We start from the raw sequence: 24,322 nt of genomic DNA, 5'->3' as shown, positions 1-24,322 counted from the left end.
GCCAGAACATGACAGTTCTCGTCACTGGTGGGTGCGGCTACATCGGCGCCCACGTCGTCCACGCTCTTCATCAGGCCGGCGAACAGGTCGTCGTCGTTGACGATCTGAGCTACGGCAAGCCAACCCGCATCGAAGGCTCCCGCCTGTACGGCATGGATATCGCCGCTCCGGGTGCCGGCGAACGTCTCGCCGAAATCATGAAGGCCGAAGGCGTCGACTCCGTCATTCATTTCGCCGCTCGAAAGCAGGTCGGCGAATCCGTTGAGAAGCCGCTGTGGTACTACCAGCAGAACATCAACGGCATGCTCAACGTACTCATCGGCATGCGCGACTCCGGCGCCAAGAAGCTCGTCTTCTCCTCTTCCGCAGCCACCTACGGCGTTCCGCCGGTCGACGTGGTGCCGGAAGACGTCGTTCCGATGCTGCCGATTAACCCGTACGGCCAGACCAAGCTGTTCGGCGAGTGGATGGCTCGCGCCTGCGAAGAGCCGTACGGCATTCGCTTCTGCGGTCTGCGCTACTTCAACGTGGCCGGCTGCGGTCCGGTCGAGCTCGAGGATCCAGCAATCCTGAACCTCATTCCGATGCTGTTCGACCGCCTGAAGAAGGGCAAGGCTCCGGCGATCTTCGGCGACGACTACCCGACTCCGGACGGCACCTGCGTGCGCGACTACATCCACGTCTCCGATCTGGCCGACGCCCACATCGCCGCCCTGAAGTATCTGGACCGCGACGAGCGCAAGTACGACGCCTTCAATGTCGGCACCGGCGAAGGCACCTCCGTGCGCCAGATCGTCGATGAGGTCAAGAAGGTCACCGGCCTGCCGTTCAAGGAGGCCGTCATGGGCCGTCGCGCGGGCGATCCGCCGCACCTGATCGGTTCCCCGAAGCGCATCAACGAAGAGATGGGCTGGCACGCACAGTACAGCGTGGAAGACATCGTGAAGTCCGCCTGGGCAGCATGGCAGGCCAATCCGGAACACCACATCGACGTCGAAACCTGGAAGCAGGCCGACTGATTTCAACAAAACGTAGTGTCGTGAGCGACAACACGGCACCGCAAACGTAACGGCCGGTCGTATATGAGAAGTTTTCCCCTCATATACGACCGGCCGTTGTTTTGTTTTCCCGCTATTTTCCGATTCCACAAATTTTTTCCTTCGCCGATCCATGCAAATATTCGCCGATGACACGCCGTGATTTGCACAATGGCGACTTTGCCGTAATATATACATCTGTTGTCAGTTGCAAGACTGAAACAACGGCCCCGTAGCTCAGTTGGTTAGAGCGCCGCCCTGTCACGGCGGAGGTCACCGGTTCAAGTCCGGCCGGGGTCGCTTTTTTTATTTCTTTTTTAAATCTTTTCAAATATCTTTTTGCAATTGTCGTATTGCGGTCGCCGCGCGAGCATATCTCTCATACAAAAAGCCCGGTTCAAACGAACCGAGCTTTTCAATCACCTCGAATGGCACATTCAACATAGGTTCAGAGCCGCTGTTCGACCCAATCGACGATGAACGGAGCCACTTCCTCAATCTGATCGATCGCCACTTCGAATTCATGGGCGCCACCATACCATGGATCGACCAGGTCAATCTCGCTTTCGTAACCTGCAGCAGGCTTGGTGAGGTTCGGATCGAAACTACGGTACATATGCACGTTCTCACGCTTGACCTGCGGAAGCTGACGCAACAACGCACGCATGTGGGAAGCGGTCATCGGCAGGAACAGGTCGGTACGCTCGATCTCATCATGAGTGATGCGGTGCGCGAAATGGTGCGCCGGAAGCTCATATCCACGCTCACGCAACACCTTGACGGCGCGACGATCGATAGGATTGCCGTATTCCTCATCGCTGACGCCGCTGGATTCGACATTGACCTTGTCGGCGAGTCCACGACGCTCGAATTCGGTGCGCAGAATGATCTCGGCCATGGGAGAGCGGCAGATGTTGCCGGTGCACACGGTCATCACGGTATACATGGGTTTACTCCTCGTGATTTCTTTCAAAGGTTATGAAACGGAATCCAGCAATATCGTCGGAACCTTTTCTTGTGCCCTGCCATACGCCTTCCTCGGCCACCTTCCACGCCCCAGACTCCACCAGTCCTTTGATGTCAGGCGCATAGGTGTCGGCATCAACGTGCATGCTGATTTGGGTCACGTACGCCTTGTCCGCAAACGGCATCGCCTCGTGGAACAGCTGACCGCCACCGATGATCCAGATTTCACTGCGATCGAGACCATCATCCGGAATGGCTTCCTGACGGGCCAGATCAAGCGCATCGTCCAAACTGTCGACCACGGTCGCTCCAGGCGCCGTATAAGACGAATCGTGCGAGACCACGATATTGTCTCGATTTGGCAACGGACGATACTTCAGGCTCAGGGATTCCCACGTCTTACGCCCCATGATGACCGGATGCGAGACGGTAAGCTCCTTGAAACGCTTCATGTCTTCGGGCAGATGCCACGGCATACCACCCTTAAATCCGATGGCGCCGTCATGACCTTCCTTGTCACAAGCCTGCGCCCAAATCAGATTCACCGAGAACGTCTTGGGGAAATCATCACCCCAATCCTCCTCGTCCTCAAGCCCGGCATGTCCGGGCTCGGGTTCGTGATAGCCACTGCGGCTACTGTCATGCTCCATTTCACTCACTCCTTGAAGTTGAACTAGGGTCAGTAGTCTAACGTCTGGCGACGACTCTCAGACCGCCACCGGCGCCTTGATGGTTGGATGGTGCCGGTAGTCGACGATTTCAAAATCACTGTAATCGTAATCGAACAGAGAAGCGGCTTTGTTAATGCGGATATGCGGATACGGATATGGATCGCGGCTCAATTGCTCCAGAACCTGATCGATGTGATTGTCGTACACATGGCAGTCGCCACCCGTCCACACGAACTCCCCCGGCTGCAGTCCGGTCTGCTGGGCAATCATCAGCGTCAGCAACGAATAGGACGCAATATTGAACGGCACGCCGAGGAACATGTCGCAGGAACGCTGGTACAGCTGACATGAAAGCTTGCCATCCGCTACGTAGAACTGAAACAGCGCGTGGCATGGCGGCAACGCCATATTCTCCACTTCGGCTGGATTCCAGGCAGACACGACCATACGGCGGGAATCCGGATGGTTCTTGACCAGATCGAGCACATTGCTAATCTGATCGATGGTGCGATTGGGATCATCAGGCGTAGGCGCCGGCCAGCTGCGCCACTGCGCACCATACACGGGGCCCAAATCGCCGTTCTCATCGGCCCATTCATCCCAAATATGCACATTGTGTTCCTGCAGCCAACGCACATTCGTGGAACCCTTCAGGAACCACAGCAACTCATAGGCAAGTCCCTTGAAAAACACCGTTTTCGTAGTGAGCAGCGGAAAATACTCGCTCAGGTCGAATCGCATCTGCTGGCCGAACAGGCTGATGGTGCCCGTGCCCGTGCGATCGGACTTCAACGTGCCCTCCGTCAGGATACGACGCACCAAATCCTCATATGGCATGGGAATGCCGGTTTCCGGGCGTGCCGGAATGCGAGTACGAATATCTGCAAGTTGTTCAGGTGTCAAAGCCATGCTTGCAAGCTTAACAGCACAGAATCGCAGGTCAAGCATATACCGTCCGCGCGTTGATGTTTCTTGCGCTTTCGGAATACTTCACGGTGAATGGACATCGATGGATTACATTAGGTATGTAAGCGAGGAGCGAATGGCGCTCCCGGCAAGACGATGAGGAGTTCACCATGGGCAAGAGACTGTGGGTCGAGCGTAACAAAGACGGTTCTTGGGATGCGTTCAGCGAGGATGGCGCGCATATCAAGTTCGGCAAAGGCCGCGGCCAGTTCACGCCTGGCGACCTGATGAAAATCGCTTTGGCCGGCTGTGCCGCACTGTCGAGCCAGTTCGCCGTCGAACATACCTTGGGCGAGGGCAAGGGTGCGAAAATCGTTGTGGATGGCACCTATGACGCCGACAACGACGCTTATATCGGTTTCGACGAGCAGGTGGTCATCGACGCTTCCGACGCCGGCCTGAGCGACGAGGATGCCGAGAAATTCAAGGAACGTGTCACCCGTCATATTGACAAGGGCTGCACGGTGAAGCATACGTACGTGGAGAAAACTCCGGTCCGTATGAACGTCACCATCAAGCACTGACGTTTTCTTTGTAAAAGATTTTTTAAAAATAAATGGCGATTGCGACGCTTTTCACAGCGCTGCAATCGCCATTTTCATATATATTTATTGATTTTACTGACGTTTCGGGTCGATCTTGGTTTCGATGGCTTCGACCACTTCCGGCTCGGCCTTGGCGACCGGCACCTCTTCTACACCCTTGATATCGTCGAGTGCCTTCGGCTTGACCTCGGCCGGCGAACTCGGAACCGTGTCAAGACGGGTTTCCGCAGCCTCGACATACTTGCGGGGCACCACATACACCGGGCCGACCGCGTGCTGCAGCAAACCCTGGCTGGTGGAGCCGAGCAGCAGACCAGTGAAGCCGCCACGACCACGGGAACCGACCACGACGACGTCGTGATCGTAGCTGGCCTTGGTCAGCGCGCCAACTGCCGGGCCAGGCACGATTTGCTTGTTGATCTTCAAATCCGGATGGGCTTCCTCAAGCGGCTTGATACGCACTTCAAGATCATCCTTGAACGAAGCCATCACACCTTCATCGTCGGAACCCTTCATATTCGGCACCGCGGAGATGACGTCAAGCTCGGCATCCCATGCGGCGGCGAAATCAGCCGCGATCTCAAGGGCCTTCAAACCCCACTTGGATTCGTCGGAGCCGACGGCCACCTTGGCGATGGTGTTGTTCAAATGCATCAGATTGCCATCATCGTCGGTGTACGGCACCACTACGATCGGGCAGTACGCATATGCCGGCAGACTGGAGCTGGTGGTACCCAGCAGACGTTCCGCCAAGCCGCCCTTGCCACGATTGCCAATGACGATGAGATTGTAGTTGCGAGACAGTTCCACGAACACGGACGCCGGATCGCCTGTGACGATGAGGGTCGTCGCCTCAACGCCCTGTTCATCGGCGATGGCCTTGGCCTTCGACAGAATCTCCTGAGCGTCACTGTGGGCCGCATTGTCATCTCCCATGGCGGTGTACGTCGCGTCAAAGGAGACAGCGGCATAGCTCGGCAACGAGTACGCACATACGATTTGCAACGTCAATCCCGCATGCTTCGCATAATTCGCAGCCCACCACGTGGCCTTGTAGCTGGCGTGGGATCCATCAACACCAACGAGGATTGCCTTGTCATTAATCATGGGACGACCTCCTTGAATCACCTCGGCAATGCCACCATGCATTGCCTCTAAGCTCCACCATACCGCGCGACATGCGGTTTTGTCAGCAACGACTCGATCTTTTCCATACAAAAAGGCGCATCCCCGAAAGGATACGCCTTAAAAAGTCAAACCGTATGTTCGCTCAGAGCACACGACGAATCGCATAGCCACCTGAGAACACAGCCAGCGAAGTAACCTGCGTTCCCTGAGCCGGATTCAGCGCGTTGATCACCATGCCGTTGCCAATATAGATCGCGGCATGCTGAGTATTGACGATGATATCCCCTGGAGCTGCTTCGGCAATGCTTCCTACAGCCGTTCCAACGCTCATCTGGGCACCAGAATAATGCGGCAGGCTTACACCGAACTGGGCGAACACCCACTGCACGAAACCAGAGCAATCCCAGCCGGACGGAGTATTGCCTCCAGACACATACGGATAGCCTTGGAACTGCAGAGCATAGTCGGCCAATGCCTGACCAGTGGCACTCGCAGGAGCCGTAGGAACGCTACTGATGTCGGCACGTTCGGAAGAACGGCTGGCAGTCTGAGTTTCAGCCTGTGTCTGTGCCTGAGCCTGAGCCGCCTGTGCTTGAGCCCGAGCTTCAGCCTCAGCCTGCTCCTGAGCCTTTCGGTCCTTTTCTGCCTGAGACTCGGTCTGGGGAACATCCAAACTTTCGATGCCACCCCAATCGGCGTTAGACTCAACATCCGTGGATGTGTGCTCGGCGAGAAAATCACGCTTGGCCGCGGTGGTCTTCGGGAAAGAACGTGTAGCGGTTACCGTGGTATCAGCCATAACACTGCCTGCGCTTGCGGCTGGAACCGCCGCACCCAACGAAGCAGACACAGCAGCAACGGCGAAGATACTCGTGAAACGTTTAGCAATATTCATCGTGTCTGAAGCTACCATAAACGTTCCCCTGCAACAGAACAGCAAGACAACCAGAACAGTGTCATATCATGCGACACGCCGAGGCAATCACGCTATGCCGAAGAACAGGATGGCAAGCGTAAATTAACGAAACCAGAGAAATCAGTAATGGATATATGTCAACTGCAAGGCTTCCTGCGCAGTGAACGTACGATCGGAAATCACACCAAGACCCTTGACGTTGGATTCCGAAATCTTGATCGAACCGTCGGCATTCACCTCTTCGACAATCGCGACATGCCCGTAATAGCTGTCCGCACCCTGTTGGCCTGGAGCGAATACCACGATATCGCCAACGTGGCGTGCCGTGTTATCAACCCAATAGCCGAGAGCGCGAGCGGAATCACCCCAACTCCGCGCATTGCCAAAATGGCTTCCGGCAGGCAGGCCAAGCTGTGCACGACGAGTATACGCCCACCATGTGCACTGACCGTATGGGTAGTCATTGCCGGTATCACCGGTGCCGTGGTTCGGATTGAAGCCCGAAGGAAGAAGACCGGCGTCCTGATCCATGAGAACGGCGACATTGGGATTGTCGGCAATGGACTTTGACAGAAGATTCGTGTCCATGGAGGAACTGGTTTCGCCAAGCTGCCAATCACCGCTATTGCTGGTGGAGGCCAGAGCGTCGAGATCGCTACGGGACTCGGAACGGGATGCCGCATTGTCGGAGACGCGCTTCATCTGCGTAGTAGTGGTGGCATTGTCGGCAAAAGTCATTTCAGACGCATTCTGCTGACCGACCGCCATGGCAGTGGCCGCGGTGCCGACCAACGCGGCCAGCGATGCGGAAGCCATGAACGCGGAGCGACGACCGGCTACACGAGCAGCCTCACGCATGGCGCGGCGGCTCATCGGAGCCACCTCATTCAGCTTCTCAGCAACCGCAGGCTCAAGACCCACAACGGCACCCTCACCATTTGCCAGCTGGACCATACGAACGGCCTTGGCGGTGTGGGAACCGCGGCTCGAGGTGAACAACACCTTAGCAACGCTGAAACGCTCATTCGAAACCTTGGCAGCTTTATGCGCCGCATGCCTCATATATCAACACTCCTTGCGGATTACTTCAACCACAGCAAGCTTATGACCGCGTGGTTACAGAACCGTCACGGAAGCTCAGGCTACACCGACACCGGGATATCGCAGTCATCATCGCCACATCATGGTTCCGAAAAGCGGTCATCACCACGCACAATCCGACCGTCTGACTACCCTAGGTTGTCATGACGAACACTGTGACCATTCCTTCCAACGTGCTTCCGGAAGACGGACGTTTCGGCTCTGGCCCGACCAAAATCCGCCCGGAGCAAATCCAAGCGCTTGATAAGGGAGCCCGTGATCTCCTGGGAACCTCCCATCGACAGACCCCCATCAAGCAGGTGGTCGGCTCAATCCGCGAAGGACTGTCCGAATTCTTCCAGACCCCCGACGGCTACGAAGTGGTACTAGGCAACGGCGGAGCCAGCGCGTTCTGGGATATCGCCTGCGCCTCGCTGATCACCCGCAAGGCCGCATTCGGCACGTACGGCTCATTCAGCTCGAAGTTCGCCAAGTCAGCGCAATCCGCACCGTTTCTCGAGGAGCCGGAGATTTTCGCAGGAGAGCCGGGAACCTACCGTCTGCCGGAGCTCACGGAATATGTGGACTCCTACTGCTGGGCCCATAATGAGACTTCCACCGGCGTTGCCGCACCGATCAAACGCATCGCAGGCACCAAGGAACAGGGCGCACTCACGCTGATCGACGCCACCAGCGGCGCCGGAGCGCTGCCGGTCGACATCAGCCAGACCGACGCCTATTATTTCTCCCCACAGAAGGCCTTCGGCTCCGACGGTGGTCTGTGGATCGCCGTGCTTTCCCCCGCCGCGGTCGAACGCGCATACGGCATCGCCAAAAGCGTGGACCTTCCGGGCGCACGCCGCTGGATCCCACCGTTCCTATCACTCACCTCGGCCATCGAGAATTCGCGCAAGGATCAGACGCTCAATACTCCGGCCGTGGCTACGCTGATCATGTTGGAAAACCAAGTGCGCTGGCTCAACGACAACGGTGGCCTCGCCTGGGCTTCGGCACGTTGCGCAAGGTCGGCGTCCCTGCTGTACCAGTGGGCGGAAAAGTCCGATTACGCCTCCCCGTTCGTCGCCGACAAGAACGCTCGTTCCAACGCCGTGGTCACCATCGACCTTGACGAACGCATCAGCGCCACCCAAGTGGTTGCCGCACTGCGCGAAAACGGCATTGTAGACACCAACGGATACCGCAAGCTGGGACGCAACCAACTGCGCATCGGCGTGTTCCCATCGGTGGATCCAAGCGACGTCGACGCGCTCACCCGCTGCATCGACTATGTGGTGGAACATCTGTGACGCAAGGTAAGGTATGACGATATGAAGATTGCTCCGATCATTGACCCCAGCGCGAGGAAGCCCTCCCCCAAACCAGTGCGCGTGGATTTACGCAAGGTGTTCACGTTCGGCACCACGCTTTGGGCCATCGCGCTGATCGTCTGCATCGTATTGCTGGCATTCGGCATCAACGCCGAGCGTGCGCAGACCGTATGCGAGGCCGGCACGGTCATTGGCGTACTTATGCTGGTTTGGGAGCATTTCGACCGTTGGGACTATCGACGTCTCGGCGAATAACCGGCAGTACACCCCCCGAAATTTTTTTCATAAATAAAAGCATGATGCCCGCCTTGCCTTATTGAAAGCAAGACGGGCATCATGCTGTCTCCCTGTATTACTCCCCAGCCAATGGCAATACCAGCGCGAACGTGCTTCCCTGCCCCGGACTGCTCCACACTGAAGCGGAACCATGATGTGTCAACGCAACATGCTTGACAATCGCAAGTCCCAAACCAATACCATCGCCGGAATGATCATTCTGATTATCGCCACGATAGAATCGCTCGAAAATACGGCTTTGTTCGCCAATGGCAATGCCAGCGCCACGATCAAGCACGCTGATTACCGCCTCCGTGCCCTCCTCATTGGCTTTGGCCACAACATTGATCGTCGAACCGTCCTTTGAATAGGTGATGGCGTTTTCAACCAGTTTGGTCAGCGCCGCCTGAATCTGTTCGGCCTCGCCATTGATTTCCAGGCTTTCGTCGCCCTTCATATCGATGGTGATATTGCGTTGCGCCGCCACCTCACGATGGGAGTTGACCACAGCCCGCACTGAATCCATCACATTGATACGATTGTCTGCGGTCGGCAGGACCGGCTTCTGCGCCTTGATAAGCAGCAGCAGGTCGGAGATCATATGCTCCAAACGGGAGCAGGACTGACGCAGCTGCATGGCGTTGCGCTCAACATCCTGCTGGCTTGTTCCACCTTGTTCCACGATATCCGCCAATTGTTCCAGCGATTGTGTGGGCTTGAGCAGCTGTTCGGACACATTGGTGATGAAGGAGTCACGTACCTGCGAGAATCGTACGCTTTCGCTGACGTCGCTGATCAGCACCACCACCAGATTGTCACTGAGTTTACCGACGATGACTTTCAACCAGTTTGGCCTTGACACGGTTGCCGTGGGCTTACCGGCTGGCGGTTGCCCAATCAGCGCCTGTTTCGCGGCTTGGCGAGTGGAAAGCTTGCCTGCTTTCGGCGCATGTTGCGCAACATACGCGGTGGTGGTGGTCAGATCGAACTGCTTTTTACCACCGAAGGAGCGCACTTCGCGTACCGCCTGAAGCACACTGTCTTCGATGATGACGTCGTCTCGCACCACACCAAGCGAATATGCGGAAGGATGCGCACGAATCACCTCATCATGCTCATCGACCACAATGGAAGCCAACGGAAGCATGGAAAGCAACGCATTGGTGGCATCGTCCAATGTGTCATCATCGGCATCATGCTCATCATCATCATTGTGGTGCGTCAATGAACGCCACCACGAGCCCAAAGATTCAACCATGATTTCATTCTCGCATACTCCTACGGCTCTATGTTCCACGACACCACAGCCCGTTCATGAACGTAAGGTGAACGCGCCGGTGAACTTTCACAGAACAACACGAACGCTGGTTATGAATATGGCGTTTTTCTAATAAACTTATGAAAGGTATTACCAGACCTGAAATTGTGAAGCATTGAAAGGCAAGTCACATGCGCGTTATTTTCAACGAAGAGCTCAAGGCTGTTGCCGATGATCTCGACCACATGGTCAAAGGCGTTCGCAGGGCGATCAACGGTGCCGGCGACGCGCTGCTGAACCAGAATCTTGAAGCCGCCCAGGCCGTTATCGATGGCGACATCGAAATCGATGCCCTCGAAGCCAGCGTTGTCGACCAGTGCGTGAAGCTGCTGGCCAAGCAGAACCCGGTTGCCACCGATCTGCGCGTGGTTGTTTCCACCATGCGTTTGGCCACCACTTTTGAACGTATGGGCGATCTGGCTCGCCACATCGCCGAAGCCGCCCGCCGCACCTACCCGGCTTCTCCGCTGCCGGTCGAAGCCCAGCCGCTGTTCGCCGAAATGCAGGCGTTCTTGGACGACGTCGCCGACCAGACCGTGGCCATGCTGTCTGACCGTGACACCAAGACCGCCGAACAGATCATCATCAACGACGACAAGCTCGACGAACTGCACAAGAAGACCTTCGAACTGGCTCAGTCCGAGGATTGGTCCGGCACCAACCAGCAGCTCATCGACGTGGTACTGATCGGCCGCTTCATGGAGCGTCTTGGCGATCACGCCGTGTCCGCGGCTCGCCGCGTGGTGTACATCGTCTCTGGTTTCGACCCGTCCAAGGAGCCGACCCGCGACGAAGGCACCGACATCGCCTGATTTTTCTTGCGATCTTCTTTTCCATCTTCCTTTTAAGAAGGCGGCTTCCGTTCCCCGCGGAAGCCGCCTTCTTGTTTTGTTTTTGCAATCGTTCGGCACGAATCGTCAAGCACTATCTCCCGCATTATTTCACTTCCGTCAAGCCGTAAGAAAAATTAAACAACATGTCTATTTTTTGCCCATATACTTTTACGTAATGTCGCGGCACAATATGTGCAGAGACATCCAAAGGAGGCAGTCATGTATTATTCCAACGGCAATTACGAAGCATTCGCCCGACCGAAGAAGCCCGAAGGCGTGGACGACAAGAACGCGTACATTATCGGCACTGGCTTGGCCGCACTCACCGCAGCCTGCTACCTGGTGCGAGACGCGCAAATGCCGGGCAGCCACATTCACGTATTCGAAAAGGACGCGGTTCCGGGAGGCGCCTGCGACGGCGCGAATATTCCCGGTGTCGGCTATGTGATGCGCGGCGGCCGTGAAATGGACAACCATTTCGAAGTGATGTGGGATATGTTTCGCTCCATTCCATCCATCGAAGCGGAAGGCGTTTCCGTACTTGACGAGTATTACTGGCTGAACAAGGAAGATCCCAACTTCTCACTCTGCCGCTCCACAAAAGCGCGCGGTGTTGACGCAGGCACGAACGGCAAATTCAATCTGTCGGACAAAGCCTCGATGGAGATCATGAAATTGTTCTTCACTCCGAATGAGGAACTGTACGGCAAGAAAATTTCTGATTATTTCGATGATGAGGTGTTCAATTCGAATTTTTGGATGTACTGGCGCACTATGTTCGCTTTTGAAAATTGGCATAGTGCGTTGGAGATGAAGCTGTATATCCGTCGATATATTCATCATATTGGCGGATTGCCGGACTTCAGTGCGTTGCGTTTTACCCGTTACAACCAGTATGAGTCGATGATTCTGCCGATGATCAAGTATTTGGAAGGATTCGGCGTGCAGTTCCACTACAACGTGAAGGTGGAGAACGTCGATTTCAAGATCGGCGGTGGCATGGGTCCAGTTCGGCAGCATACAGGCACCGGTCAAGACACGATTTTAAAGAAGCAGGCTGAATCCGGCGTGTTCGTACGCAATCCGTATAGCTCACCAACCAAGAAAATGGCCACGCGCATCGATTTGACCGAAGCGGATGGCACCGCGCGAAGCATCGACTTGGGTGAAAACGATCTAGTGTTCATTACCAACGGCGGCTGCGTGGAGAACTCGTCGATGGGATCGCAGACTGAGCCGGCCGCGTGGACTCCGGAAATCAAGCCCGGCGGCGGTTGGGACATGTGGCGTCGCATCGCCAAGCAAGACCCGAGTTTCGGCCACCCGGACGTATTCTGCGGCGATCCGGAGCATTCGAAGTGGATGAGTGCCACCGTGACCACACTTGACATGGAAATTCCGCCGTATATTCAGAAAATCTGCAAGCGCGACCCGTTCTCCGGCCGCGTGGTAACAGGCGGCATCGTCACCGTGGAGGATTCCAACTGGCTGCTGAGCTGGACTTTGAACCGCCAGCAACAGTTCCGAGACCAGCCGAAAGACCAGCTGTGCGTGTGGGTGTACGGCCTGTTCCCCGACAAGCCCGGCAACTATGTGAAGAAGCCGATGCAGGAATGCACCGGCGAGGAGATCTGCGAGGAATGGCTCTACCATATGGGCGTACCGGTCGAAAAGATCGCGGATCTGGCCAAAAACCACGCGAACACGGTTCCGGTGATGATGCCGTACATCGACGCGTTCTTCATGCCTCGTTCCGCCGGAGACCGCCCTGATGTGGTACCGGACGGCGCGGTGAACTTCGCTTTTCTCGGTCAGTTCGCCGAAACCCCGCGCGACACGATCTTCACCACTGAGTATTCGATGCGCACCGGCATGGAGGCTGTGTATACCTTGTGCGATGTGGACCGTGGCGTGCCGGAAGTGTGGGGCTCGGTCTACGACGTACGCAACCTGCTCAACGCCACAGTGATGCTGCGTGACGGCAAGCCAATTACCGACATGAAGCTCAACCCCATTGAAAAGACCGTGTTGAAACAGGTTCTGAAGAAACTCGATTCCACCGATATTCCGATGTTACTTAAGGAATACGGCGTGATCTGAGCCGATTGCAATTGACATCCGTCTACCGCACATCCCATGTTCCGTATTTCATCCGGCAGACGGACGCAATAACCCAACAAGGGCACCAGACGCAAAAAGGTGGAAACCCACGTACTGTGGATTTCCACCTTTTCATATACGTTCCGCGCGATTGAATGCGATTATCTGCGTATCAATCGCAACAAACTCACTTCTGGCCCTGGGCGGCGACGGCAGCGGCACCAGCAGCAGCGGCCTCCGGATCCAGGTACTCGCCACGCGGCTTGATCGGCTTGAAGTTCTCGTCCAGCTCGTACAGCAGCGGCATGGCGGTCGGGATGTTGACCTTGGCGATCTCCTCTTCGGAGAGGTTGTCAAGCATCTTCACGATGGCGCGCAGGGAGTTGCCGTGAGCGGCGATCAGAACGGTCTTGCCAGCCTTCAGTTCCGGCTCGATGTCGGACTTGAAGTATGGCTCAACGCGCTTGACCACGTCGGCAAGGCATTCGGCTTCCGGAACCGGATCGCCGGTGTAGCGCGGATCGTTGTTCTGCGCATACTCGTCGTTCGGATCAATCTCCGGCGGCGGAGTGGCGTAGGAACGGCGCCACAGCATGAACTTCTCGTCACCGTACTCCTGACGGATCTCGGTCTTGTTCTTGCCCTGCAGAGCGCCGTAGTGACGCTCGTTCAGGCGCCAGCTGCGCTGGACCGGAATCCACAGGCGATCAGCCTCGTCCAGCGCCACGTTGGCGGTATTGATGGCACGACGCAGCATCGAGGTGAAGACAATATCCGGAAGAACATTCTTCTCCTTGAGCAGGCGACCGCCATTCTTGGCTTCCTCGACACCCTGCTCGGTCAGCGGGACGTCGACCCAGCCGGTGAACTGATTGGTTTTATTCCATGCGCTCTGTCCATGACGGAGCAGTACTAGTTTGTAAGTCATGTTTGCCAGTCTACCGCCTCGCACACCCAAAAACGAGTGTTTTCTCGATTATTCGAGTTACGTTTATGCAACAATTTTCATTCCGCCGCAATCTACCGTCAGTCAAACGTTATGCAAGCATCGTCGATAGCACGAAAATCGCTGCGACAGTCAACGAATCGAGCGAACATAGCGGCAATGCTCTACGGTAGGTTTTTCTTGCGATTGCATATGATGCGGCAATTTGCGCCGCACACAGTATTGTAATAATTGCGATCAGTGGAATGCTGTTTGCTGCATATATCGACGATTGCAACAGATGGTGCAACGCAATCAATGCTGAAATAATCAGGATTGCAATAGTGAAGACAGTGCCGTTTTGCCGTCCCATTGCAGTCATCCACGTATGTTTGCCGTGATTGCTGTCAGATTCGATGTCGCGCAGATTGTTGACGCACAGCACGGCAACCGCGACCAATCCCGCAGCTGAACCACCAAGCAGTCCATCAGGCGTGATCGCGCCAGACAAGGCGAACATGGTGCCGCAGGTGGCCACCAATCCGAAGAAAATGAATACGAAAACCTCACCCAAATAGTGGTAGCCGTATGGGTGTTTGCCGCCGACATAGAACCAGCCGGCAAGCAAACAGGCTAATCCCACCGCAATAAACCACCAGTAACCGGTTAACACAACGACTGCCAATCCGCATAGACACGCAGCCAGCGCGCAGATTCCCGCTGCAGCCAGCACTTTCTTGGGATTCACACCGGAAGCCACGAGACGAGCGGGGCCGTGCGATAACTGTTCGCCGGCAATCGCACGCCCCGCATCCGTACCGCGAATGCCATCGGAATAATCGTTGGCGAAATTAGCCGCTATTTGCAACAGCAATGCCACGAAACCGCACAACGATGCCACCACAACACGACGCTGGCCCGCATCGTGCCAAGCCAACGACGCACCAATCAACACCGGCGCAATCGCCAACGGCAACGTTTTCAGCCGCGCCCCACGAATCCAAATCATTATTCCCATATGCGGCAATTTTATAAGGATGGCTCCGGCGGGCTGACGGCCCACTGGACCGTCAGCTTTTCCGCCTCGCGTGAAGCCGATATGAATTAAGGCTTTGCCTTAATTCAGCGGTATTTTTTGTAAGGATGGCTCCGGCTGGAGAACAGTCCACCGGACTGTTCTCTTTTCAGCCTCGCGTGAAGCCGATATTGAATTAAGGCTTTGCCTTAATTCAGCGGCTTCACTAGTGGGAAGGTGATGGTTTCGCGGATGGTGGCGCCGGTCAAGGCAATCAGCAGTCGGTCGATGCCCATGCCCATGCCGCCTGCCGGAGGCATACCCACGCCGAGAGCCTCGAGGAAGTCCTCATCAATATCGCAGGCTTCTTCGTCGCCCGCGAGCGCGTCCTTGGCCTGGGCCACGAAGCGTTCACGCTGCACAACCGGATCATTCAATTCGGAGTAACCGGTAGCCAGCTCGAAGCCGCGCACATACAGATCCCACTTTTCGACCACGCCTGGCTTGGAACGGTGGCCCTTGACCAGCGGAGAAGTTTCGACCGGGAAGTCACGCACGAAGGTCGGCTCAAACAGCTTGTCTTCGTAGAAGTGCTCCCACAGGTGTTCGACGAGCTTGCCGTGGTTCTCCACGTCGTCGCGTTCCACACCGAGCTTGTCGGCAATGGCACCGAGATGTTCCACGGAAGTGCCCGGATTGTCCGGACCGCCATTCGGAACGATTTCCTCGCCAAGTGCTTCGGAGAGGGAATCATACATGCTGATGGTCTTCCATTCGCCGCCGAAATCATATTCGGAACCGTCCATCAGGGTCACCTTGTGGGTGCCGAACACGTCCATGGCAGTGTCTTGCACGAGCTGCTTGACGAGCGCACCGATAGTGTCGTAGTTGCCGTAAGCCTGATAAGCCTCGACCATGGTGAATTCCGGAGCATGGGTGGCGTCGACGCCTTCGTTGCGGAAGTCACGGTTGATTTCGAATACGCGGTCGATGCCGCCAACGAGGCAACGCTTGAGGAACAGTTCCGGCGCGATGCGCAGGTACAGGTCAAGGTCGAAGGCGTTCATATGCGTGGTGAACGGACGTGCGGCGGCACCACCATGCACGGTCTGCAGCATCGGGGTTTCAACCTCGAGGAAGTCGTGATCAGCGAAGGTCTTACGCAGGGAAGCAACAGCCTTGGAGCGGTTGCGCACCATATTGCGCATCTTCTCGTCGGCGATCATGCCGATGTACGGCTTGCGGGTGCGGGTATCCTCGTTCAAATCCTTGTGCAGGGCCGGCAGCGGCTGCAGGGCCTTGGCGGCAATGGCCCATTCGGTGGCGAACACGGACAGTTCGCCGGTCTTGGAGGCGATCACACGGCCCTTGATGAACAGGTGGTCACCCAAGTCAACCAGCTGCTTGAACTGCTTCAAGGAGTCGGCACCAATCTCCTTCTTGGAAATCATGCCCTGGATCTTGGTGCCGTCGCCAGCGGAAAGCTGCACGAAGCACAAGCCACCGGCGTTACGCAGGAAGAGCACGCGACCGGCGATGCCGACCACGTCTTCGGTTTCGTCTCCGGCTTCAAGCTTGCCGTCATACTTGGCGCGAACCTCTTCGATGGTTGCGGTGACGTCGAGGGTCACCGGGTACGGCTGAATGCCGTCCTTAAGCATCATAGCACGCTTGGCCACGCGCATCTGCACCTGTTCCGGGTGCGCCAGCGGGCCGAATTCCTTATTGCCTGGATCAACGGCCTCATCCAGGGTAGCGCCGTCATTGATCTTGGCGTAGATAGCCGCATCCTGCTGCAGCAGCATTTCGGCACGTTCCACTGTGGTCATAGCGGGAACGGCAGCCTCTTCATTCTGATTTTCTTGCGATTCGATGGTCTCACTCATAAGCCCACAGTGTACCGAGAAGCCACTACACCACACGCGACACGCCGTATTTGCATTACCTAAGCAATCGTGTAGTATTTCCAACTGTTGCAAAACGGGCTGTAGCGCAGCTTGGTAGCGCGCTTCGTTCGGGACGAAGAGGCCGCGGGTTCAAATCCCGCCAGCCCGACAACTCAAGGCGGAACTTCGGTTCCGCCTTTTTTATTTCCCAGCGCATCAGCGGTACAAAACAGCATATGCAAGACGCAACCACCTGAAAAATCAAAAAACACGTAATACACAAGCGCGTAAAACAAGCGCACACCAACACGCTTCACATTCATGGAGGAGAGACTGTGAAAAGAAGCATTCTGGCTTTGGCTTCCGGCGCCTTTATTCTTGGTGCCGCCGAATTCGTGATGATGGGCATTTTGCCCCAGACCGCTGCCGCCATGCAGGTTAGCATTCCTGCGGCAGGCCATTATATTTCCGCATATGCGATCGGCGTGTGCGTAGGCACGCTGATTCTGGTGTTCGGCCGTAAAGTACCGCCGAAGAATCTCATTATTCTGTTCATGATCATCGCGCTGGTCGGCAACACGTTGAGCGCGGTTTCGTTCAATTCCCCCATGTTGCTGGCGGCTCGTTTCATTTCGGGCTTGCCGCATGGCGCGTTTTTCGGTACGGCCACGCTGATCGCCAAGACTTTGGCCGATAAGGGCAAGGAAGCGCAGTCCGTGTCGATGATGGTGACGGGTCAGACGGTTGCCAATATGTTGGGTGTTCCTGCGGGCACATTGCTTTCGGAAATGTTGTCGTGGCGTTTGGCGTTTGCGATTCTTGCCGCTTGGGCGTTGATGACGATGGTGTTGGTGATTGCGTGGGTGCCGTTCGTCGCGCCGATCAAGGACGCTGGCATTAAAGGGCAGTTCCGTTTCCTCACTCACGCCGGTCCGTGGTTCATTCTCATGGCGGTGTTCTGCGGCAATTCCGGTATTTTCTGCTGGTGGAGCTACATTTCGCCGTGGCTGCAGAAGGTTGGTGGATGGGATTCCTCGATGGTTCCCCTATTAATGGTGCTTGCTGGTTTCGGTATGGTGCTTGGCGGTATTGCTGGCGGCCGTTTGACTGATTTGTGGAAGCCGGGTGCCACTGCCGGTCTTTCGCAGGCCATTGCCACGGTTGGTTTGCTGTTGGTGTTTTTCGTTCCCGGCAATCTCGTTACGACTACGATGTTGACGTTCATGCTTGGTTTCGCATTGTTCTTCAACTCGTCTCCGCAGCAGCTGCTGATGGTGCAGGCCGGTGAGGGTGGCGGCGAGCTGATTGCAGGCGCGGCCGTGCAGATCGCGTTCAATTTCGGCAATGCAATCGGTTCGATCGTTGGTGGCGCCGCATTGACGGCAACCGCCATGAACTACCATTACACCGGTTTGGCCGGCGCTCCGATCGCTTTGATCGCGGTGATTATGCTGGTCACCTATTCACGTCGTTACGAAACGCATACAGGTGCTACGGAGCGTATGCGCGAAGTGCATGTCTAACATTCGACAGTCAGTTATTTCGATTATTTCTGTTATTTAACGGGATATCTCATCAAAATAATTATGATGAGATATCCCGTTGTTCTTTTTACGTCGTATCGCATGTTCCCCATCTTTCGTTGTTTCGCCATCTGCGATGCCGTCTGCAGTTCGGGAGATGATGGAGGTCACCGATGAAGGGATTGCGATGGCAGACAGTGATGTCAATCTGAATATGAATAATTGCGATGACGGTTGCGCAACATTTGATGTACAGCGATTTTTGCGTGGTCTTGATGCGATTTTCGATGCGCATAAGGCTCCTGAACAGGCTGAACCATATCTGCAGAAGGCGCGAACCGAAGCCGAACACAGTCATGATGACGCCGGTTTGCTGACGGTGTTGAACGAAACGATGGGGTTTTACCGTTCGCAAGGTCGACATACCGACAATCTGCCGATTATCCGCGAATCGTTAAGCATTGCGGATCATTTGCATCTTCAGGAAATCGACCCGCAGGCGTGGGCTACGACGCTGATCAACGCGGCCACGGGCATGCGAGCCGCAGGCCAGTACGAGGAGGCCGAACAGCTGTACCGTCGGGCGCTTGACGCGGCCACATCCGCCTTCTCCCCCACCGACCGACGTCTGGCCGCGCTGCACAACAATGTGTCCATGTTGTACAGCGAAACCGGTCGTCTCAATCAGGCGAAGCGCGAGCTGGAACAAGCGCTGGACCTGTTGGAGCAATCTTCCCCCGATGCGAGCGCTGACATAGACGTCGCCTCCACGTACACCAATCTTGCGTTGCTGCTCCTGCAGATGGACCGGCATTGGGCGAGCGACGCCATACAGCACGCCCAGAAAGCGTTGACAATCTACCGTACCGGGCATTTGGAACATAGTGCGCATTATGCTTCGGCGCTGGCCGGCTATGCGCAGGCCTGCTATATGGCCGGCTGCCTGCAGGATGCGGTTTCCGGTTATGAGCATGCGTTGAGCGTGATTGAAGAATGCTACGGACGCAACACCGACTACTATCACACGACTGCAGCCAATCTTGAAGCGGCAAAACAGGCGTTGCATAAACACATGCCATCAGCACATAAAACACGAGAATCGCAAGAATATCAAGAATATCAAGAATCTCAAGAATCCTTGAAATCTCAGCATTCACCGAAATCAAGCGAATCTCAGCAATCAAGTGAACCGCACTATATGGCAGAATCCGGCGCATCTTCGATTCCTGCGATTTCTCACCATATTTCGGGACTTGCTTTGTCTCGCGCATTCTGGAATGATCTCGGCAAACCGTTGCTTGCCGGCGCATATTCGGCATATCAGGGGCGGATTGCCGCAGGTTTGGTCGGTTATGGTTCGGAATGTTTCGGTTTCGACGATGAGTTTTCGCGCGATCATGATTTTGCACCGCGTTTCTGCCTGTGGCTTACTGATGAGGATTATGATGCGATTGGCGAGCAATTGCAGACTGATTACGATGCGTTGAGTCGCGATTTCACTGTTGACGAGCAAGGCAAGCCGCATTTTGCAGGGCATGGTTCGGCTGATTCCAACACTCTTGCCGCATCTCAATCGCCACTTACGCCGCGTGCACAAGGCGAGTGCCGCCGCGATGGCGTGTTTCGTATCGGTGATTTCTTCGAGCGGATCACACTGTTTCGTGAGGCTCCGGCGCAGAACGACTATGCGTCTTGGCTGAGTTTGGACGATGCGACACTTGCCACTGCCACAAACGGTCAGGTGTTCGCTGATCCGTTGGGGGTATTTTCCAAGACTCGGCAGGGGTTCAAGTTCATGCCGGAAGATATTCGACTTTCCTTGATTTCTCGCCGTTTGGGCATGATGGCTCAGGCGGGGCAATACAATCTGCCGCGCATGCTGCAACGTGGCGATGGTGCTGCTGCGATGTTAAGCATTCATGAGTTCGTGAACGCCACGGCTTCGTTGGTGTTTCTGATCAACGAGCCGGTGAGCGTTGGGTATCTGCCGTATTACAAATGGCAGTTTGCTGCCATGCGTAAGCTGAGCCGCCGTATGGCAACAAGGCTTGCCGGCGTGTGCGAGCAGCTGGAAGACATATTGCGATTGAGCTCCGCCGCATGTTTCGGCGGTGCCGGTTTCGGTGAAGGCGGCAAGGGTGCAAAGCCTGCGGCAGAGCACATTATCGCCACTGTTGAGCGCATCTGCAGTGATGTTGTGGATGAATTGCTACGGGAGGGATTGACCGAATCTCACGAAACTTTTGTGGAATGGCAACGTCCGTATGTTGAGGACCATATCAAGTCCGATGCAAGTTGTCTGCACAGCCTGTGATTGCAATAACTTCATTGCAGGCATCGCACATTCAGATCAGTAATCAGACGAAATCAAGAATCGAAATCATATGAATAGCAATGTAATTTCAGATGTAATAGACGGTCACGATACAGCAAATCTTGTTGAATCCATTATCAAACTGGAGTGGAATCAGTTTCAGCAAACCAATAATGAGGGCGGCCGCGCGTCCTGCCAAGGCAATTGGCCGATGTTTCATCAGATGCGTGCCAGTCAGTTCATGACGTGGCCGGAGGAATTGCTGCGCAGCTACCGGTCGGACTTGCAGGAAGCCGACCGTGTTGGACGTAATTTGGTGACGGAAAAGTATGGTCGCATGATGCAATCCACATATCCACAGGAGTATTGTGCAAACATTGCGCCGTATATTCCCCGGATTTCCGCGGATCGCAACGCCTTGCAGGAAGGCATCATAACAGTTCAGGTGTCGTGGGCGCGTGATTTTCGTGAGCGTTTTCCCCATCTTGGCGAGGCGATGCGTGTGCTGACCACTGTCGAAGATACGCCAGAGACCACGTCGTTCGAAACGTATCTGCGCGGCGAATTGGGCACCTATTCCGACCGCACTGTGGCATTGTACCGCGATTTTGTGGAGCGTTTACGGCATGAGCAGCGCAATCTCACCGAAGAGACGATTCGCAATACGGTTCGTCTGGCTGGATTTGAGGACTTGGCACAAGCTGAGGCAGCACAGTAAAACACAGTGAAAACACACCGTGAAAAATACCGAAAGCTGCAGTAAGCCCCGTACATCACAATAAAAAAATGACCACCATGGTACGACCAAAATCCAACATCAAGATGGAAAAGCAAGTGTTGGATTTGGTCATGCCATGGTGGCCACGTATTTGTTTGTGATATCAGCCTCGATTTCGTTGGTGCAGCTGACATCAGGGGTTATTCAGCTGACTCTCATGATCGTTCCGAAAGCGGCGACTTATCCGAATCAGTCGAAAAGGCCGTGGTATTCGAGTTATAGGGAGCGTCGAATGGATCGTCGCTGTCCACATCGTTTCCATTCTTGGATCGGTTTGAATGCACCGCGCTGACTATCACCCAAATCACGGCGACGGCGATAAGCAGCACGCCGATGCCCCCGAGCAGGAATACGAAGAACTGTTTCGGATCGCTGGCCCACCACCAGAGATTCATTGGCACATGCATGCCGCAAAGCAACGTCACCACCCCCATGAAGCACGTGAACACGCCGAGCGCGATGGTCGAACCGCTTCTTCCGGAAGGTCTGATGATGTCGTCTCCAATCTGCCGATTCTTGTGCCCGACATTCGCACCGGCTGCCGAAGCGGTATAGGTCGGAACGCTTTGCGCTGGAACGGATTCCACGCGCGGCTTATCATCCTGCGTTGCACGCCCACTGTGCTGCGAATGGTCATACGTGGACTGCGCATCCACGGTATGCAACGTTTCGGTAGGCATATCTCCGGCATCCGTCATAACCGGCATTTCCTGGGTTTTGTCGTCGCTCATGGTCACTCCTTTCCCGCTTTGCCCAATGTGTTGTCGGACGCATACTGCACCGCGACGCTGCCGCCGACCGTTGCCATAGTATTGATCCGCAGCCCGGCTGGCCTGACCGGAGCCTTGTCATCACCGGTGAAGCACGGCCAATATTGATGATTGTCGTAGATTTCGCGGTAGGCCTTGTCCACATCCCCGTCTTTGAAGGGGGAATCGGTCCTAGTGGAATCGGCGCCGGTATCCGTGCCATCTTCCGTAGCGGTCTCATCATCGAAATCCTCGATGCCGGATTCGTCTCCGTACGAGCCGCAACTCCAATCGTAAGTTCCCAGCGCACGCTTTTTCACTACCGATTTCGTGGAATCGTTGCCCATAAGCGAGACATAGATATTGCCGGAATCCAACGTGAGCCCGTCCGAACTGCCGACGAAATCGGTGATGTTGTAGAAATCACCGTCAGACCCGAACGCCCACCAGCAGCCGTTCGGCAAGGTCACCACGACCTGTGCGCTTGAGGCCACCACATTCAACGTTCCTGTAGGGCAGGAAGTTGTGCCCTGTGTGCCATCCTGAAGATCCACTTTGTGCGGACCGTTGTTTTTCGCGTAATCGCTTAAGTCGATATGCAGCACGTCGGTGGCGTAATCATTGCCTTGCGCGACGATGCCCTGCTCGTATCTGCTCATTTCACTGGCGGTGGAGCCCATGGTGGTTATTCCCGACACATTGACCCTCTTGTAGGATGAGGAAATGCCCGTGTTAATCCGATAGCTGAACAGCGAATAACTCGCCAAAGCCATCACCATGACCAACGACATGAATATGGATATCCATGTCAGAGGATGCAGTCCTCCCGTTCTTCTGCCCGCGAATCCGAGCGCGACAATAACGATTCCCGTCACCAGACAGATGCCACCGACGAATGCCGCGCATGCCTGCAACGTATATTCGGTACCCCGCTGCCCGCCTTGAACGCCGTACGTCATAATGCACCATACGCATAGCGCGCATGCGATCATCGTGAGACCGAACATCATCAATACCAGCAGTGGACCAGCCGGTTTACGACGTCCGTATTTGGGTGACCTAGGCGCCTGCGCTACCGGGGCTGCCGGAGCGGTAAATGTTGGAGGAACATTGGCCGTGGCAAAAGCGGCCGGACCATTGACCTGCTGTTGGTAGGCATGATACTGAGGCTGTTGAGGCTGAGGGCGTTGGGGCTGATGCGATTGCGATTCCGGTGACGAAGCCGTGCTGTCCGCCCCGTTATATGCGCCGCTCGCCTGCATCGGCTGAGTATAAGGATTTGATTGCGCTGAAGATGGCGATGCAGGAGGCACCGGCTGCCCGTACGGAGGCCCTCCATATTGAGGCTGACCATATTGCGGTTGACCGTACGGAGCCTGACCATACGGGGGCTGCTGCCACTGAGCTGGACGAACATTCGGCGCATAAATCTGCCTATTGAGCAGAAGCCACAGCACCAACGCGGCCAACGCGAAAGCAAACCATCCTGCCCCCGGCAAACAGATGGCAACAAGGCAGCACAACAGCGCGCCAATGCAATTCCAATCCCACTTGCCGTTAATCAAATCCTCAGCAAGAATCTGATTGTCGCGCTCATCCGGCAGCACAAACCACGCCAGGCCATAGAACGCGGCACCCGCGCCGAAAAACAGTGTGGCAACCACCATAAGCGCACGAACCAACGTGGTATTCCAACCAAGACGACGTGCTATGCCATCGCATACGCCGCCAATCCAACGGTCATGTCCACGCTTGACCTGGCTGGAACGAATCCACGCGAAGAAACGGCCACCGCGAGAAGGTTGCGGCGAACCGTACGCAGGCTGCTGATAATACGGTTGTCCAGCAGCGGGCTGCGGCCCTGCGTTGCCGCGATCACCCAGCGGATCATTATTTGCATTGCTCATGGTTCCATTACAGCAACTCGCGCGTGCCACACGTATCGGGGAACACCCTGAATCTGCCCTG

Annotated in this window: 22 protein-coding genes and 2 tRNA genes; 11 read left to right on the top strand and 13 right to left on the bottom strand. The window is 55.6% G+C overall.

The genetic code is table 11. From position 1 onward, the window contains the following. The first annotated feature begins 8 nt into the window (after nt 1-8). Complete coding sequence (gene galE / locus BBKW_RS02160; protein ID WP_003835604.1) at nt 9-1,019, top strand: UDP-glucose 4-epimerase GalE; 1,011 nt, start codon at nt 9-11, stop codon at nt 1,017-1,019. A gap of 244 nt (nt 1,020-1,263) precedes the next feature. Continuing rightward, nucleotides 1,264-1,337 (top strand) — tRNA-Asp (locus BBKW_RS02155). Nucleotides 1,338-1,485: 148 nt separating this feature from the next. Here BBKW_RS02155 and BBKW_RS02150 read toward each other — a convergent pair. The 3 genes from BBKW_RS02150 to BBKW_RS02140 are packed head-to-tail and all read right to left on the bottom strand — an operon-like array spanning nt 1,486 to nt 3,511. Further along, on the bottom strand, nt 1,486-1,983 hold the full coding sequence (locus tag BBKW_RS02150; protein ID WP_033500879.1) for a low molecular weight protein-tyrosine-phosphatase: 498 nt from the start codon (nt 1,981-1,983) through the stop codon (nt 1,486-1,488). A 4-nt stretch (nt 1,984-1,987) separates the two neighbouring features. Continuing rightward, on the bottom strand, nt 1,988-2,653 hold the full coding sequence (locus BBKW_RS02145; protein WP_033500878.1) for a dihydrofolate reductase: 666 nt from the start codon (nt 2,651-2,653) through the stop codon (nt 1,988-1,990). A gap of 57 nt (nt 2,654-2,710) precedes the next feature. After that, the gene (locus BBKW_RS02140) at nt 2,711-3,511 is read right to left on the bottom strand and encodes a thymidylate synthase (protein WP_193786582.1); all 801 of its coding nucleotides are present in this window, start codon (nt 3,509-3,511) and stop codon (nt 2,711-2,713) included. A gap of 239 nt (nt 3,512-3,750) precedes the next feature. Between BBKW_RS02140 and BBKW_RS02135 the strand changes: the two genes are divergently transcribed. Then, nucleotides 3,751-4,164, top strand: coding sequence for an OsmC family protein (locus BBKW_RS02135; protein WP_003835595.1), 414 nt, complete (start codon nt 3,751-3,753; stop codon nt 4,162-4,164). A gap of 93 nt (nt 4,165-4,257) precedes the next feature. Here the strand turns inward: BBKW_RS02135 and BBKW_RS02130 are convergent, their stop codons facing one another. The 3 genes from BBKW_RS02130 to BBKW_RS02120 form a co-directional block, all read right to left on the bottom strand. Beyond that, complete coding sequence (locus BBKW_RS02130) at nt 4,258-5,292, bottom strand: universal stress protein (RefSeq protein WP_033500965.1); 1,035 nt, start codon at nt 5,290-5,292, stop codon at nt 4,258-4,260. Between the two features lie 163 nt (nt 5,293-5,455). Further along, on the bottom strand, nt 5,456-6,226 hold the full coding sequence (locus BBKW_RS02125) for a C40 family peptidase (protein WP_033500877.1): 771 nt from the start codon (nt 6,224-6,226) through the stop codon (nt 5,456-5,458). Between the two features lie 123 nt (nt 6,227-6,349). Continuing rightward, nucleotides 6,350-7,291, bottom strand: a complete 942-nt coding sequence (locus BBKW_RS02120; RefSeq protein WP_033500876.1) for a CHAP domain-containing protein — start codon at nt 7,289-7,291, stop codon at nt 6,350-6,352. Between the two features lie 182 nt (nt 7,292-7,473). Between BBKW_RS02120 and serC the strand changes: the two genes are divergently transcribed. Together serC and BBKW_RS02110 are read left to right on the top strand one after the other, a co-directional pair. Next, entirely contained in the window at nt 7,474-8,616 is a 1,143-nt protein-coding gene (gene serC / locus BBKW_RS02115; protein WP_033500875.1) for a phosphoserine transaminase, read from the top strand. Nucleotides 8,617-8,637: 21 nt separating this feature from the next. Next, the gene (locus BBKW_RS02110) at nt 8,638-8,892 is read left to right on the top strand and encodes a DUF2530 domain-containing protein (RefSeq protein ID WP_033500874.1); all 255 of its coding nucleotides are present in this window, start codon (nt 8,638-8,640) and stop codon (nt 8,890-8,892) included. Between the two features lie 97 nt (nt 8,893-8,989). Here BBKW_RS02110 and BBKW_RS02105 read toward each other — a convergent pair whose 3' ends face one another. After that, complete coding sequence (locus tag BBKW_RS02105) at nt 8,990-10,171, bottom strand: sensor histidine kinase (RefSeq protein ID WP_048349496.1); 1,182 nt, start codon at nt 10,169-10,171, stop codon at nt 8,990-8,992. 191 nt (nt 10,172-10,362) lie between these two features. On the opposite strand from BBKW_RS02105, the gene phoU reads away from it, so the two are divergent. Both phoU and BBKW_RS02095 read left to right on the top strand, forming a co-directional pair. Then, complete coding sequence (phoU, locus tag BBKW_RS02100; RefSeq protein WP_033500872.1) at nt 10,363-11,043, top strand: phosphate signaling complex protein PhoU; 681 nt, start codon at nt 10,363-10,365, stop codon at nt 11,041-11,043. A 240-nt stretch (nt 11,044-11,283) separates the two neighbouring features. Continuing rightward, nucleotides 11,284-13,164 carry an oleate hydratase gene (locus tag BBKW_RS02095; RefSeq protein WP_033500871.1) on the top strand — a complete coding sequence of 627 codons (1,881 nt, stop codon included), beginning with the start codon at nt 11,284-11,286 and terminating at the stop codon, nt 13,162-13,164. 187 nt (nt 13,165-13,351) lie between these two features. Here the strand turns inward: BBKW_RS02095 and BBKW_RS02090 are convergent, their stop codons facing one another. The 3 genes from BBKW_RS02090 to lysS all read right to left on the bottom strand — a co-directional run bounded on the left by BBKW_RS02090 (nt 13,352) and on the right by lysS (nt 16,990). Then, entirely contained in the window at nt 13,352-14,092 is a 741-nt protein-coding gene (locus BBKW_RS02090) for a phosphoglyceromutase (RefSeq protein WP_003835576.1), read from the bottom strand. Nucleotides 14,093-14,201: 109 nt separating this feature from the next. Further along, on the bottom strand, nt 14,202-15,107 hold the full coding sequence (gene menA / locus BBKW_RS02085; RefSeq protein ID WP_033500870.1) for a 1,4-dihydroxy-2-naphthoate octaprenyltransferase: 906 nt from the start codon (nt 15,105-15,107) through the stop codon (nt 14,202-14,204). A 206-nt stretch (nt 15,108-15,313) separates the two neighbouring features. Continuing rightward, nucleotides 15,314-16,990 carry a lysine--tRNA ligase gene (gene lysS, locus BBKW_RS02080; protein ID WP_033500869.1) on the bottom strand — a complete coding sequence of 559 codons (1,677 nt, stop codon included), beginning with the start codon at nt 16,988-16,990 and terminating at the stop codon, nt 15,314-15,316. Nucleotides 16,991-17,085: 95 nt separating this feature from the next. On the opposite strand from lysS, the gene BBKW_RS02075 reads away from it, so the two are divergent. Then, nucleotides 17,086-17,159, top strand: a tRNA-Pro gene (locus BBKW_RS02075). 4 nt (nt 17,160-17,163) lie between these two features. Here the strand turns inward: BBKW_RS02075 and BBKW_RS10425 are convergent. After that, complete coding sequence (locus tag BBKW_RS10425) at nt 17,164-17,313, bottom strand: hypothetical protein (RefSeq protein ID WP_157872356.1); 150 nt, start codon at nt 17,311-17,313, stop codon at nt 17,164-17,166. A 12-nt stretch (nt 17,314-17,325) separates the two neighbouring features. Between BBKW_RS10425 and BBKW_RS02070 the strand changes: the two genes are divergently transcribed. From BBKW_RS02070 to BBKW_RS02060, 3 genes are all read left to right on the top strand, one after another. Beyond that, nucleotides 17,326-18,513, top strand: a complete 1,188-nt coding sequence (locus BBKW_RS02070) for an MFS transporter (RefSeq protein WP_033500868.1) — start codon at nt 17,326-17,328, stop codon at nt 18,511-18,513. A 187-nt stretch (nt 18,514-18,700) separates the two neighbouring features. Continuing rightward, entirely contained in the window at nt 18,701-20,827 is a 2,127-nt protein-coding gene (locus BBKW_RS02065; protein ID WP_048349565.1) for a DUF4037 domain-containing protein, read from the top strand. A 70-nt stretch (nt 20,828-20,897) separates the two neighbouring features. Beyond that, entirely contained in the window at nt 20,898-21,545 is a 648-nt protein-coding gene (locus tag BBKW_RS02060; RefSeq protein ID WP_048349495.1) for a DUF4125 family protein, read from the top strand. Between the two features lie 215 nt (nt 21,546-21,760). On the opposite strand, the gene BBKW_RS02055 is transcribed toward BBKW_RS02060, so the two are convergent. Continuing rightward, nucleotides 21,761-22,336 carry a DUF3784 domain-containing protein gene (locus tag BBKW_RS02055; RefSeq protein ID WP_033500866.1) on the bottom strand — a complete coding sequence of 192 codons (576 nt, stop codon included), beginning with the start codon at nt 22,334-22,336 and terminating at the stop codon, nt 21,761-21,763. 2 nt (nt 22,337-22,338) lie between these two features. Then, nucleotides 22,339-24,261: a PspC domain-containing protein gene (locus tag BBKW_RS09945; protein ID WP_033500865.1), complete on the bottom strand. Its 1,923-nt coding sequence runs from the start codon at nt 24,259-24,261 to the stop codon at nt 22,339-22,341. Between the last annotated feature and the right edge of the window lie 61 nt (nt 24,262-24,322).

This window comes from Bifidobacterium catenulatum subsp. kashiwanohense JCM 15439 = DSM 21854 (assembly GCF_001042615.1).
GTDB classification, from domain to species: Bacteria; Actinomycetota; Actinomycetes; order Actinomycetales; family Bifidobacteriaceae; genus Bifidobacterium; species Bifidobacterium catenulatum.
The sequence above is the reverse complement of the archived record's forward strand: the minus strand, read 5'-3'. Positions and strand labels throughout refer to the sequence as shown.